The organism is Oryzomonas japonica (assembly GCF_008802365.1).
In the GTDB taxonomy this organism is placed as follows: Bacteria; Desulfobacterota; Desulfuromonadia; order Geobacterales; family Pseudopelobacteraceae; genus Oryzomonas; species Oryzomonas japonica.
The window spans coordinates 265258-278532 of sequence record NZ_VZQZ01000003.1 but is presented as its reverse complement, the minus strand read 5'-3'; the positions used below and the strand labels follow the sequence as shown (position 1 = coordinate 278532).

The 13275-nt window shown below is 60.0% G+C and carries 11 protein-coding genes; 6 read left to right on the top strand and 5 right to left on the bottom strand.

What is annotated here, in order from left to right; all coding sequences use genetic code 11:
* Positions 1 to 103 precede the first annotated feature (103 nt).
* Complete coding sequence (locus F6V25_RS07070; protein ID WP_151127900.1) at positions 104 to 1864, top strand: DUF6600 domain-containing protein; 1761 nt, start codon at positions 104 to 106, stop codon at positions 1862 to 1864.
* Positions 1865 to 1984: 120 nt separating this feature from the next.
* On the opposite strand, the gene F6V25_RS07065 is transcribed toward F6V25_RS07070, so the two are convergent.
* The 4 genes from F6V25_RS07065 to F6V25_RS07045 form a co-directional block, all read right to left on the bottom strand.
* A complete protein-coding gene (locus F6V25_RS07065) occupies positions 1985 to 3178 on the bottom strand; it encodes a cofactor-independent phosphoglycerate mutase (protein WP_151127899.1) in 1194 nt (397 codons plus the stop codon).
* A gap of 98 nt (positions 3179 to 3276) precedes the next feature.
* Positions 3277 to 3921 carry a metal-dependent transcriptional regulator gene (locus F6V25_RS07060; RefSeq protein ID WP_149306577.1) on the bottom strand — a complete coding sequence of 215 codons (645 nt, stop codon included), beginning with the start codon at positions 3919 to 3921 and terminating at the stop codon, positions 3277 to 3279.
* Positions 3922 to 4276: 355 nt separating this feature from the next.
* Complete coding sequence (gene feoB, locus F6V25_RS07050) at positions 4277 to 6268, bottom strand: ferrous iron transport protein B (protein ID WP_151127898.1); 1992 nt, start codon at positions 6266 to 6268, stop codon at positions 4277 to 4279.
* Between the two features lie 53 nt (positions 6269 to 6321).
* On the bottom strand, positions 6322 to 6759 hold the full coding sequence (locus F6V25_RS07045; RefSeq protein ID WP_149306579.1) for a Fur family transcriptional regulator: 438 nt from the start codon (positions 6757 to 6759) through the stop codon (positions 6322 to 6324).
* A 217-nt stretch (positions 6760 to 6976) separates the two neighbouring features.
* Between F6V25_RS07045 and F6V25_RS07040 the strand changes: the two genes are divergently transcribed.
* The 5 genes from F6V25_RS07040 (at position 6977) to F6V25_RS07020 (ending at position 12698) form a co-directional block, all read left to right on the top strand.
* A complete protein-coding gene (locus F6V25_RS07040; protein WP_151127897.1) occupies positions 6977 to 7312 on the top strand; it encodes a hypothetical protein in 336 nt (111 codons plus the stop codon).
* Positions 7299 to 8168 carry an HDOD domain-containing protein gene (locus F6V25_RS07035; RefSeq protein WP_151127896.1) on the top strand — a complete coding sequence of 290 codons (870 nt, stop codon included), beginning with the start codon at positions 7299 to 7301 and terminating at the stop codon, positions 8166 to 8168. The genes F6V25_RS07040 and F6V25_RS07035 overlap by 14 nt, the downstream gene beginning before the upstream one ends.
* Positions 8165 to 10729 (top strand): response regulator, encoded by a 2565-nt coding sequence (locus F6V25_RS07030; RefSeq protein WP_151127895.1) that lies wholly within the window; start codon positions 8165 to 8167, stop codon positions 10727 to 10729. The genes F6V25_RS07035 and F6V25_RS07030 overlap by 4 nt, the downstream gene beginning before the upstream one ends.
* Before the next feature lie 44 nt (positions 10730 to 10773).
* Positions 10774 to 11187 carry a response regulator gene (locus tag F6V25_RS07025; protein ID WP_151127894.1) on the top strand — a complete coding sequence of 138 codons (414 nt, stop codon included), beginning with the start codon at positions 10774 to 10776 and terminating at the stop codon, positions 11185 to 11187.
* A 143-nt stretch (positions 11188 to 11330) separates the two neighbouring features.
* Positions 11331 to 12698, top strand: a complete 1368-nt coding sequence (locus F6V25_RS07020) for a sigma-54-dependent transcriptional regulator (protein ID WP_151127893.1) — start codon at positions 11331 to 11333, stop codon at positions 12696 to 12698.
* 165 nt (positions 12699 to 12863) lie between these two features.
* Here F6V25_RS07020 and F6V25_RS07015 read toward each other — a convergent pair whose 3' ends face one another.
* Positions 12864 to 13256: a hypothetical protein gene (locus tag F6V25_RS07015; RefSeq protein WP_151127892.1), complete on the bottom strand. Its 393-nt coding sequence runs from the start codon at positions 13254 to 13256 to the stop codon at positions 12864 to 12866.
* Positions 13257 to 13275 lie beyond the last annotated feature (19 nt).

Below are 13275 nucleotides of genomic sequence, written 5' to 3'. Positions count from 1 at the left end.
CGGAAAACGCCCGTTTATGCCATTCCTCCGCACGGCATGTTCTTTGCGTTATACTAATTGAACCGAGAGACACCATCGCCCCAACCGGGGCAAGGAGGCTGTTATGCAACACGTACTCTGGATAGTTTTCATGCTGTTCATCGCCATCCCGCCATCCTGGTCCCTGGCCGGGGTCATCAGTCCGGCCCGGGTACACCAGCAGGTCGGCGACGTCTATTTCCGTACCCCCAGTGATACGGATTGGCTGCCGGTTGCCATCAACACGCCACTGGACGAGGGGGATTCGGTCTGGTGCCCCGACGGCTCACGGCTCGAGATCCAGTTGAACGACGGGTCCCTGATCAGGATCGATGGCGGCTCCACCATGGAGATGCTCGCTGTGGAGGAGGGCTTTACCCAGATACACCTCTCCGCGGGGCGCATGTACGTGCACACCGTCAGCAATGTCAAGGAACGTAGCCTGCAAATCGATGCCGAGGACACCACGGTGCTCCCCGCCAGCCGCACGCGCCTGCGGATCGACATGCTGCCCAACAGTGAAGAGGACGTATCCATCTTCAAGGGTTCGGCCTATGTGGAAGGCAACGGCAGCCGCACCAGGGTGCGGGCCGGCGAGCAAATCGCGCTGGAAGAGGGGCGTAACGAACTTTTGGCGCTCAATCCCCCCGACGATTGGGAGCGTTGGAATCTGGACCGCGACCGGGGTATCATCCGCAGTTCGCGCTCGGAGGCCTATCTCCCCGAGGAGATCAGGGGGTATGCCGGAGAACTCGACGCCAGCGGCGAGTGGGTTCGGGTTCCCGACTACGGCATGGTCTGGCGCCCGACGGTAATCCTGGCCGACGACTGGGCGCCCTACCGGAGCGGCCGCTGGATCTGGAAGGGCGACGACTATGTCTGGATCTCCTACGAAAACTGGGGATGGGCGCCCTATCACTACGGGCGCTGGATCGTGGTGGGCGGACGTGGTTGGTGCTGGGTCCCGCCCGGTCGCGGCGATGTCTACTGGGGACCGGGGTACGTGGGGTGGTATCGCACCGGCGACCGCGTCGGCTGGACGCCGCTGGCCCCGGGCGAGACCTACTACGGACATCGTTCCTACGGCCGCAACAGCGTCAACATCAACGTTACCAACATAAACGTCAGGAACACCACCGTGGTCTACCGGAACAGCGGGGCCCGGGGTGGGATGACTATGGTTCCCCAGAACGATTTCCTGCGGGGCAGGACCGTGAATACCCCGATGAGCGGGAGAAACGCAATACCCCCTTCGGCGGCCGTATCGGTCGGCAGTCCGCGCATCAAACCGATCCGGGAATCGCGCATGCCGGTCGTCAAGGGCACCCCTCCCCGGGTCGCACCGCCTGAGGTGAAACGGGTGGCGCCCCAGGAGATGCGGCAACGCTTCCCGCGGATAATGCCATCTTCGCCCGCCGCTACCCCTGCCCCGGCAAGAACGCCGAAGACAGCAACGCCTGCCCCCGTAGCGACGCCCCAGGTGCGGGACAGGAAGAATGTCCCCGCCGGGCAGCCAACCGCACAACCACAACCGGCCGGCAGAACGACAGCCCCGGCTGAAACCCGCGCGCCGGCCTCTCCGGCAACCCAAGGGAGGGGAGAACGGCGCTCCCCCGTGCCGGTAGTAACGGCACCGGCAGTAAAAACAGCCCCGGCGATGCAAACACGGCCCCAGAGTAGCCCGGCCCCGAATGCCGGACAAAACCGCAGAGCGACACCGTCACCCCAGGCACAGCCGAGAAAGGTCTGGAACGTTACTGCCCCTGAACAGCGCAATGAGAATAAGGGGGCGCCGGTCCCCGCACGGGGGCGTTCGGAAGAACGGCGGGAGGCTCCCCAAAGGTAGCTTGAATCGTGAAGAAGTACATCTCTGCCGGTAACACAAAAGGCTCTCCATGAGGAGGGCTTTTTGTATTGGTAAAACATATATGCAGCAGGGCAGAAGAGATGCACCACGAGCCAAAGGCTACTTCACCAGCATCTCCATCAGGTCATGCCCCTCCACCTTCAGGCCGGTCGTCCCGGCCTGTTCCTCGTCGTAGGACTTTGCGCCGTTGCCCGGCCCTTCCCCGCCGCGATAGATGACAAAGGGAACCGGTTCTGCCGTGTGGGTCATCAGGCGCACCGGCGTGGGGTGGTCGGGGGTGCAGAGGATGGCGAAGTCGCCGAATTTCCTGATCCCCTCCAGGACCGTACCCACCACCTGGCGGTCAAAATCCTCGATGGCCTGGATCTTGTGATCCATCCTGCCGGAATGGGATGCTTCGTCGGGGGCCTCCACATGCACGTAGACGAAATCGTGGTTTTCCAGGGCCGCAAGAGCGGCTTGTGCCTTGCCCAGGTAGTTGGTGTCGATGTAACCGGTGGCCCCTTCCACGTGGATCACGTCCAGGCCGGCGCAGACGCCGATCCCCCTGATCAGGTCCACTGCCGAGATTACCGCTCCCGAGAGGCCGAATTTCTGGCTGTAGGGATCGACCCGGGGGGTCTTGCCGTGTCCCCAGAGCCAGATGGAGTTAGCCTGCCGCTTCCCCTCCTCCTTACGTTTCTTGTTGAGGGGATGGTCGTGCAACACCATCTGGGCGTGGTTCATGATATTGTTCAACGTGGCGGCGCCATCGCCGCTGGGGAGGTACTCCAGCACCGCCTTCCCGGTGATGTCGTGGGGGGGGGTGGCCGTCATGCCGTCCTTGCCGCCGCGCCAGACCATCAGGTGGCGGTAGCCGACGCCGGGATGGAACTCGAACTCGGCGCTGCCGATCTCTTTCTGGAGCGCTGCCACCAATCCGCGCCCCTCCTCGGTGGTGATGTGGCCGGCAGAGAAATCCTCCATGTACAGCGAACTGCCATGGGGGTTGAGGGTCACCAGGTTCATGCGGAAGGCGACGTCGTCCGGGCCGAGGGTTACCCCCATGCTCACCGCTTCCAGCGGAGAACGACCGGTGTAACAGGTCCGCGGATCGTAGCCGAAGATCGACAGGTTGGCCACGTCGCTACCCGGCGGCAACCCCTCCGGGACGGTATTGGCCAGGCCGACCTGACCGTGCCGGGCCATGAAATCCATGTTGGGGGTTTTGGCCGCCTGGAGCGGTGATTTGTTGCCGAGTTCGCTGTAGACCACGTCCGACATGCCGTCGCCGAGGAGGATGATGACCTTCATACGCGCCTTTCAGGATGAGAATGGGGATAGAAAACCAATACTGCGGAAGTCTGGTTATATTAGTTTCCGAATCATCCCCTTGTCAACCTTCCTTGCCGCTACTTCCGCACAAAAATCTCTTTTGCCAGGTTGCCGTCGATGGCAAACTCGGAAAATCCGACCCGGAAGATGTAGGAGGGGAAAGACTGCACCAGTACGATACGATTACCCGGCAAGACCCCCATGGCCATCAGCTTCTGCATCTTCTTGCTGTCCTCGGTCTGGATGTAGGCGATCTCCCCCTCCTGTCCCGATTTGAATTCGGTCAGGGCCACCACGCCAAGGTCGCCCTGGGCCCGGGCATCCGCGCAGCACTCGCCCGGCGGTATCGGCTTGCCGTGGGGGCAGGTGGTGGGATGGTTGAGCATGGTGCAGATCTTGACGTCCACCCCTTCATTGAGCAGGTGCTCGAACTGGCATGCCTTATCGTCTCCCTCATCGCCGCGCAGGTTAAGCACATCCATCATCAGGCGCTCCGCCAGACGATGGCGGCGGATGGTCATCTTCCCCTCTTCACGCCCCTCGGGCCGGAAATAGACCATCCCCTGGCGCAGCTCCACCAGCGCGCGGTCGGTCAACTCGCGGTAGGCCGGGTCATCGGCCGGGAACCCCATCTTCTCCGGGTCGAGAAAACGCCCCCCCTCTTCTTCCACCGCGATCCACAGGGCCTCCAGGATCTCTTCCGCCTTTTCGGACAATTTCATATACGCTCCTTCTTTGCCACCGGGTGACAGGCATACAGAGAAACAACCATCAAATCGGACATCGCACCATAGCTTTCCCGTCGGGAAAACTATTTTAAGATGCCTTTGATTTTTTGTCCTCTGAATTCTCTGTAACCCCAGCGTCGGATGATGTTTTCCGTTTCAACATGTTTTTCAGCTTACCGATAAAGGCCGGTTCCAGGGGATTCTTGTAGTTGCAGCGCGGGCAATGCACACTGTGGCACCCGCCGGGGCAGCCGCCGCACCCGCGTTTTCCTTCATTTTCATCAAACTCGTGTCCGCAAAACCCGCAAATCATCTTCATATCTCCCAGGGGTGTCCCCCTCGCAGGATACTAGGAAAGTATCCCTGTTGCGAGCAAGAAACGGTTGAGCACATAGCCGCTGCCGAAGGCCAGCAGGCTGACGAACACGCCGATACTGCCCGCCACCTTCCATCCCCGCTCCTTCTTCATGATCAGAAACTGGGCTATGCAGGGGATGAACAGGGTCAGCGTCACCGCGGCAACCGTCAGTTGGCGGGCATCCATCAACCCCTTCGTCTGCAATTCATACAGGCCGGCAGCGCCGTAATCCCGGCGAAAGAAACCGAAGATGAAGGCCACGGCCGTCTCCTTGGGCAGGCCGATGGACGCCATCACCGGGGTCATGGCGGTTACGAGCTTTTCAAAGAGCCCGGTTATCTTGCCGAGCCAGAGCAGTATGGAGGCGAGCACGAACAGGGGCAGGATCTCCATGAAATACCACTGCATGCGGGTATAGGTCTTGGTCAATACATTGGAAAACTGCGGCAGCCGCATGGGGGGCAACTCCATGTAGAACATGGGGGCTTCGCCCGGCATGACCCGGGCCGCCAGCAGGCCCACAACCACGAACAAAAGCAGCAGACAGGCGCCCCATACCGCCAGGGCGCCGGGGAACTTGGACAAAAGCGCCAGGATCACCCCCAGCTGGGCCGAGCAGGGGATGGTCAAGGCCAGCAACACCGTGGCGATGACCCGCTCGCGGGTCGTTTCCAGGGTGCGGGTCACCATGGTCGCCATGGTGTCGCAGCCGAACCCCAGCACCATGGGGATCACCGCCCGGCCGGTGAGGCCGAACCGTTTGAAGATGCGGTCAACCAGCAGGGCCAGGCGCGGAAAGTAGCCGGTATCCTCCAGAAAGGAAAAAAAGATGAAGAAGGTCGCCACGATCGGCAGGATGATCCCCACCGCATAGCGGATTCCCAGGGTGATGATGCCGTACTCCCCCACGAACAGCTCCTGAATGATCTCCCAGGGGATGACCATCTTGACGATGCCGGTAATCCAGGGGTTGAACATCTCCACGAAGAGTTTTTTTTCCAGCACGTCAACCAGCGTGCCCGCGCCGAAGTCGCCGACGAACTTGTACAGGCCGAAATAGAGTACGATCAACAGCAGGGGGATACCGGTCAAAGGCTGCGCCGAGATGCGCGACAACCGTTCGCCCCAGGTAACGACCCGTTTCTCCGGGCTGGTGAACACGTCCAGGACCAGTTTTTTGACGATATCCTTACGCTCCATGGAGAGATCCAGGTGGAACGACCCGCGGCGATTGAAGGCGATGTCCCGCACCCTTTCGGCGATCACCCCGAACCCTTCCCCCTCCCGGCGGCGCACCAGGGAGGTGATTTCTTCGTCCTGCTGGAAAAGCAGCAGGGCCAGGGCGCGGCGGGAAAGGATGTACTCACCTTCCATGAGCCCGGACACCTCGTTGATGTCGTGCTCCAGGAGACGGCTGTAGGTAAAATGCCGGGGGCTACCCATATCCTGGCGATAGGTGGCGATGGCGGAGCGGATCTCGCCAAGCCCCCGTTTGCGGGTCGTCGCGGCCCCGACCACCGGGATGCCGAGCCTCTGCCGCAGCAGTTCCAGATCGATCTTGAGCCCCATCCGCTCGGCTTCGTCCATGATGTTGACCACCAGAATCACCGGCAGACCCGCCTCGATCAACTGGAGCGTCATGGCCAGCATACGCTCCAGGTTACGGGCATCGAGCACGTGCAGTACCACGTCCGGGGTCTCGTGCAACAGGATTTCCCGGGCAACCCGTTCCTCCTCGGTGATGGTATGGATCGAATACATCCCCGGGGTGTCGATCACCTCCCACGGCTGCTCATTGATCACGGCATGGCCGCGGGAGACCTCCACCGAGGTCCCCGGATAGTTGGAAACGGTTACGTACGACCCGGTCAGGGCATTGAAGAGCACACTCTTTCCGACGTTGGGATTGCCGACCAAGGCCACCCGTTTGGCATTTGGCACCTTCCCCGGCGCTTCCGTCTGTTTACCGCAGCATGTCGCCATTACTCCATCCTTTATGTTCTTGATTTTCAATTTCAAATATATGGCAAAAAAAATTACTGGTTAGCTCTGCATGCTGCGCACAGTCCGTAGAGTTCAAGTTTATGACTCTTGATCATGAAACCGTGGAGTAGCGCTATCTCCTTCTGCAGTTTCTCGATGGTCTCATCCTCGAACTCGATGATCGCGTTGCACCCGGTGCAGACCAGATGGTCATGGTGCTCGCCCGCCGACACGTGTTCATAGCGGGTCTGGCCGTCGTTCAGCAGGATCTCGCGGGCCAAGCCGGCCTCGGTGAACAGCTTGAGGGTGCGGTACACCGTGGCATGGCCGATGCCGGGATGGCTGGCCTTGATCTTCAGGTACAACTCTTCGACGCTGACGTGCTGGCGGGTGGAAAGAAAGAAATCAAGGATTATGTCCCGTTGACGGGTAGAGCGGAGCCCTTTGGCCGCAGCAAACGCATTGAATGCCTTTTTCTTTTCGAGGATCATCCCGCCCTCCTTTTTGAACTTGAAATTCAATATATGGGACACACCATGATCCTGTCAACACAAAAATATGCGGCCCGAAACGAAGCCAATAACTTGAGTTACCTGGAGCAGAATGCTATATAAGGACTGTTGTAATTCTTGATTCAGCTTAAATTGTCGGAATCCCGCAAACAGTGCATTGTGAGGTTTCGTCGGTTTTCCCGGAGATGTTTGACTTGTGGGATTAACCCAAATCGACAATATTGAAGTGGGCATGACCCTGGCAAGCGATGTTCACGACCGCACCGGCAGATTGTTGTTGGGCGCGGGCGTGGAGTTGAGCCAGAAGCATCTTGTGGTATTGCGGACCTGGGGGGTGATGGAGGTCAACATCGTCGGGATGGAGGACGATGACCCGAATAGCCGCCTCCCCGCAGAGATCACCCACGAGCAGTTGGATGCCGCCATGGCGTCACTTGGACCGCTTTTTTGCAAGAGTGACGTACAGCACCCGGTCATGCGCGAACTGCTCCGCCTCGCAGCGTTGAGAAAGGCCACCCATGAGCTTTGCTGAACGCGCGCCCATCACCCTGGAGCGGCTCGTGGAGCAGACGCGCACGATCTACTCCCTCCCCTATTTCTACGAACGGTTCAACGAGGCCATCAATCACCCCCGCAGTTCCATCGCCGATATCGCCAAGATCATCATCGAGGACCAGGGCCTCACCGCACGCATCCTCAAGCTCGCCAACAGCCCGCTGTTCGGCTATTACTCCCGGGTTGATTCGATCACCAAGGCGGTGACCATAATCGGTACCCAGCAGTTGCGCGACCTGGCGTTTGCCGCCTCGGCCATGGGCGTGTTCAAGGGCATCCCCGACGATTTGATGAATATGGCCTTTTTCTGGCGGCACAGCATCGCCTGCGGCATCATCGCCCGCAATCTGGCGACCTGCCTGCGCGAAAGCAATGTGGAGCGTTTCTTCGTGGCCGGAATCCTCCACGATGTGGGGCAATTGATCCTGTGCGCCGCCATACCGGATACGGCCGGCGAGTTGCTGGCGCTGAGCCGGTCGCGTCAGGAGCATTACCACCATACCGAGCGGGACCAGTTGGGCTTCGACCATGCCGACCTGGGCGGAGCGCTGTTGCAGGCATGGAAGCTTCCGGCCAATATTTTCGAACCGGTGGCATGTCACCACACCCCCCGCTCCGCAGCCCAATTCCCCCTGGAATCAGCCATCGTCCACCTGGCGGAAATCATCTGTCAGGCCTTCGAGTTCGGCGCCAGCGGTGAGTGGTGCGTCTCTCCCCTGGATCCGGCGGCCTGGGACCGCCTCGGCATGCCGGTCAACATCCTGGCTACCATCCTGAAACAGTCGGAACCGCAGATCGAGGAAACCTTCGACATTCTGATGGAGGGGCAATGAAAGCAAAAAGCCCCCCCCTTCCCCTTGAATTCCTCCAGGAGCGGGTCCAGTTTCTGGAAGAGGCGAACCGGCGTTATATGTCGATTTTGGACATGCTCGCGTCGAGTCTGGACTTCCAGGGCGACCTCAACCGCGCCAAGGACTTTTCCGCCATTTTCCAGGCTACCCAGGTGCAGGTCCGCAGAATCCTGGTAAGCCGCGAAATGGGGTGCCTTGAGGCGATGGAGGATGGCAGCTTCGAATTGGCATCCTGGGAACCCGTGGATGCCCGAAACGAGATTCAATCCGAGATCGACGCAAAGATCATGGACGGGACCTTCGCCTGGGCCCTGAACCGCAACCAAGCTATCCTGGTGCCCCTTGCCGGCAACCGGACCCTGCTCCTGCACAGTATCGCCACCCGTTCCCGCATCCTGGGGATGTTTGCCGCCATCCTGCCCGGAGATTCGACCTCGGTCGATGCAGCGGCCCTCAACGCCATATCCATCGTACTGTACACCTGCGCCCACGCCCTGGAGAGCACCACGCTCAACGCCAAGCTGCATGAAAACATGGTTACTCTTGAAGAGAAGGTCCTGGAGCGGACACGCGACCTGGCCATCGCCCGTGAACAGGCAGAAGAGGCCAGCCGCGCCAAAAGCGCCTTTCTTGCCAACATGAGCCACGAGATCAGAACCCCCATGAACGGAATCATGGGGATGACCGATCTCCTGCTCACTGGCGGGCTCGCCCCCACCCAGGAGCGGCAGTTCTACCACGCCATCAAGGATTCGGCCGACAGCCTGATGCTCGTCATCAACGATATACTCGATTTTTCCAAGATCGAAGCGGGCAGGACCGTACTCGACCATTCCCCCTTTCTGCTGCGTACGGTTATCGGTCAGATGCTGCGCTCGCTGGCGCCCAGGGCGACCGACAAAAAACTGGAGTTGCTCTGCGTCCCGGAAATAAACGTGCCCGACGCGCTGCTCGGCGATGCCGGAAAACTACGGCAGGTGCTGGTCAATCTCGTGGGCAATGCCATAAAATTTTCGGACCGGGGTGAAATCGTCGTCCACACCAACCTCGTGACAGACGATGGCGACCAGGTGCTGCTCCAGTTTTCCGTCTCGGACCGCGGGATCGGAATCGCCCCGGAAGCCTGCGGACGGATCTTCAACGTGTTCGAACAGGCCGATTCGTCCACGACCAAACGCTTCGGCGGCACCGGCCTCGGCCTGGCCATCTCCCGGCGGATCGTGGAACTGATGGGAGGCAAAATATGGGTCGACAGCACGCCGGGACAGGGGAGTACCTTTCACTTCACCGCCCGCCTCCAGATTCAGCAGCACGTACCTCCCCGGCCGGAACCGGCCGAACTGGCGGACCAGCATGTGGTGGTGGTGGAACAGATCGAGTTGAACCGGCGCACGTTGGCCCAATACCTGACCGCATGGGGCATGCGGCCTTTTTGTGCTGCCGATGGAACAGAGGCGCTGGACCTCGTCCGCCGACTGGCTGACGCCTCCAAACGCCCCCTGCTGGCGCTGGTTGATTTGCAAACCCTGGGCGCGGATTGCTGGGGCGTGGTCGAACAGCTTCGTGAAGCCGGCCGCGCCGGCCTGTTGATGATCGTCATGACCAGCGCCGGGATGCGCGGCGACGCCGAGCAATGCCGCCGGCTGGGGGTGAACGGGTATCTCGCCAAACCGTGGATACACGATGAACTGCGGGACGCCATCCTGGAGGTCCTGACCGGCCGGGGCGCAGTGCAGCAGGTGCCGACAACCCGCCACGCCCCGCAGGAGGAGCAGGCCCGCCTTGACATTCTGGTGGCCGACGATGTGGAGGTCAACCGGATGGTGGCGCTGGCCATCCTCGAAAAGCAGGGACACCGGGTCACCCTGGCCACCAACGGCCAGGAGGCTGTTGCGGCCTATGCAGCGGGGCGTTTCGACGCCATCCTGATGGATGTTCAGATGCCGGTCATGGATGGATTGCAGGCCACACGTCAAATCCGGGAGTTGGAGAAGGCTGCCGGCCGGAAATGCCCCATCCTCGCCCTGACGGCCTATGCCGGCCAGGAAGATCGCGAGAAGTGCCTGGCCGCGGGTATGGATGGGTACCTTTCCAAACCATTCAAAGCGGCTGAACTTGCATTCGCCCTGCACAAGCAGTGTGGCCTCCCGCTCCCTCCCCAAGAGTCCGGTTCAGGGGCCCCCGTCCCTCTGAAGATTTCAGAACCAAACCTGCCGGTATTCGACCGCGCCGGACTGCTTTCCCGCCTGGGGGGGAAGACCGAGCTGATCGGCAAATTTGTGGCGTTGTTCCGCAAGGGGATGGACGGCAACCTGGCAAAACTTCTCGCTGCCGCGGAAAGCCGTGATGCCGAAGGGATGCGGGTAAATGCCCACACTATCAAGGGAGCCGCCGGCAATATCGGCGCGCCGCGAATCCAGGACATCGCCCGGCGCATCGAGGAGACCGCCCGGGAAAAACGACCGGTTGAAGCGCTGGACCTGCTCCCCAGTCTCAACAACGAATATGCTGCTTTCGTACGCCTGACCGATGAAGAATCATAACCGGCCCGACCCAGGCGGGCCGGATTTCACAGAGGAGGAATTACATGGAGCTCAAGAAATGCCTTGTCGTAGATGATGACGAATTGGGACGCGAGATCGTAGCCCAGTACCTGGAGAACGTTCCCGTCGTTGACACCGCCGTCGGCGGCCGGGATGCGGTTGAAAAGTTCCAGGCAGCCATGACGGAGGGTGCCCCCTATGAGCTTATCCTGCTGGATATCGTCATGCCGGACATGGATGGGATCACCGCCGGCAAAGAGATCAGGAAACTGGAGAAGGGACTGGCCCTGCCGACGGACAAGCAGGTCAAGATCGTCATGCTGACCGCCCTCAATACCCCCCAGGATGTCATGCAGTCCATGCTGGCGGTTCAGTCGTCGGCCTATCTGGTCAAGCCCGTAGAGCCGGAGAAGGTCCACAAAACGATCAGCCAGCTGGGGTTGCGGATTTCCAGCTAAAGGACACTGGCCGGACAAACCATCGGGGAAGCTGGAATTACAAGGTAAAGGGGAAGATTGTCTTGTAATCTGACCATTTAACTTTATGATATGAAATCAGGTTAAGGCACTATGATCATGTTAATCACTCAGGCGTGCTATCAATGACGGTTCCGACAATCCTTATCGTTGACGACGATGAACTGAGCGTTCGCATGCTGGAAGCCCAGCTTGGCGAGGCTGGTTTCGCTCCCGTAGCCGCATTCAGCGGTGCAGAAGCCTTGGACATCATGGAGCAACGCCAGATCGATCTGGTCATCTCAGATCTGGTTATGCATGAAATGGATGGCCTGGAACTCATCGAGCAGATCGGGAAGCGGCACAAAGGGATACCGGTCGTCGTAGTAACGGCAAACGGCAGTGTGGAGAGCGCTGTTGAGGCCATGCGACGCGGGGCTTACGATTACCTTGAGAAGCCCATCAATCCCGCTATTTTGCGCATCACCACCCAACATGCCCTCGATTACCACCACATTGTCCGCGAAAATGAACAGATCAAAGGGCTCCTGGGAGAACCATTCACCTTTCAAAGCATTGTGACCGTCAATCCGGCAATGAAAGAGATGCTGCGGCTGGCTGCCAAGGTGGCTGCGGCACGCCAGACGACCATAGCCATCTACGGCGAAAGCGGTTCCGGCAAAGAGGTGTTGGCGCGAGCCATCCACTTCGCCGGCAAGGGGCTCCCCACCAGTTTTGTAGCGATAAACTGCGCCGCTATTCCCGAGCAGCTTCTGGAAAGCGAACTCTTTGGCCATGTGCGGGGAGCCTTCACCGGTGCCGACCGTGATCGGGAAGGCAAGTTCAGCCTGGCCCGTGGCGGAACGCTCCTGCTCGACGAGATCGGCGACATGCCCCTGCCGCTCCAGGCCAAGCTGTTGCGGGTCCTCCAGGAGCGCGTTTTCGAAAAAATCGGGAGCAACACCCCGCTTCCCGCCGACTGCCGGGTCATCGTAGCCACCAACCGCAATCTGGCCGAGTGGGTCGCTGCCGGGCGCTTCCGTGAGGATCTCTACCACCGGATCAACGTTTTTCCGCTTACCATCCCGCCCCTGCGTGACCGCAAGGACGACATCCCCCTGCTCTGCGAACATGTGCTCGACCATCTGCGCCAGCATCTGGGCAAGGCACTGCCCGGCATCTCCCCAAAGGCCATGGAAGCCATGCTCGACTACCACTGGCCGGGCAACGTCCGCGAACTGCGCAACTGCCTGGAACGCGCAGCCATTCTCACGGACGGAGAACTGATCCGTCCCGCCCATCTGGGGATCAATTCAGCAGGTTCCACTGATGCCGCCAATGGCGGCAACGCCGGCGACAGCGTCACCTATACCCTGACAGTACCGGGCGATATCCTCTCACTCGATACGTTGACGAAGCGCATTCTGGCCATCACCCTGGAACGGTGCAACGGCAACAAATCCAAGGCTTCCCAAATGCTCAAGATCGGCCGCAAAGCATTTTACCGTCCCTGACCCGTTGCGGTCCATTCTCCCGCCTGTCTGCAGCCGATGTACGCCCCTCATCAGAAGTTTGGCCGGGAAATCCGGGTAAAAACCATAGGCGTGGCGCAGCGGCTCCCGGCACCGTATTCCGGCTGAGACGTCATGAAAGCCGGGAATGGGGGAACAGGGATATTTTTAGTATGTTATACGAAGGAAACCGACAGATAGGGCAAAGTTGCTGGAGGCTGTGGGTGAATCGACAGCCTCGGGAACAATGGTAGGCATGGCAAATTTAATTGTGCCGTCTTCGATTTCAGCCAGCGTCTTTACCGCTTTTGCCAAACCGAAGATGGTGCCGCCGATAGCGCCGCACCCAGCCCCCACTCCAAAGTTGACAAGGTGTTTCGCCGGCTTTTTGGTGAAAGCGACGGTCGCGCCGCCGACTAACGTGCCGATCATGATGCCGTAGAGGGCATCCTGGAGCGTTTCCTGAAGGGCCTGGTCAACCGCAGAAGCGGGAATGGCACTCAATATTGTGGCAGAGATCACGATCATTGAAACGATTTTACGGGTTTTGAGCGCTTTCATCGAACCTCCTGTCTATCCG

Coding starts and splice junctions, on each gene's coding strand:
- F6V25_RS07060 (WP_149306577.1), bottom strand. CDS start 3,921: ATGAAATTGTCCGAAAAGGCGGAAGAGATCCTGGAGGCCCTGTGGATC.
- F6V25_RS07065 (WP_151127899.1), bottom strand. CDS start 3,178: ATGAAGGTCATCATCCTCCTCGGCGACGGCATGTCGGACGTGGTCTAC.
- F6V25_RS07035 (WP_151127896.1), top strand. CDS start 7,299: ATGAGCTTTGCTGAACGCGCGCCCATCACCCTGGAGCGGCTCGTGGAG.
- F6V25_RS07015 (WP_151127892.1), bottom strand. CDS start 13,256: ATGAAAGCGCTCAAAACCCGTAAAATCGTTTCAATGATCGTGATCTCT.
- F6V25_RS07045 (WP_149306579.1), bottom strand. CDS start 6,759: ATGATCCTCGAAAAGAAAAAGGCATTCAATGCGTTTGCTGCGGCCAAA.
- feoB (WP_151127898.1), bottom strand. CDS start 6,268: ATGGCGACATGCTGCGGTAAACAGACGGAAGCGCCGGGGAAGGTGCCA.
- F6V25_RS07030 (WP_151127895.1), top strand. CDS start 8,165: ATGAAAGCAAAAAGCCCCCCCCTTCCCCTTGAATTCCTCCAGGAGCGG.
- F6V25_RS07025 (WP_151127894.1), top strand. CDS start 10,774: ATGGAGCTCAAGAAATGCCTTGTCGTAGATGATGACGAATTGGGACGC.
- F6V25_RS07070 (WP_151127900.1), top strand. CDS start 104: ATGCAACACGTACTCTGGATAGTTTTCATGCTGTTCATCGCCATCCCG.
- F6V25_RS07020 (WP_151127893.1), top strand. CDS start 11,331: ATGACGGTTCCGACAATCCTTATCGTTGACGACGATGAACTGAGCGTT.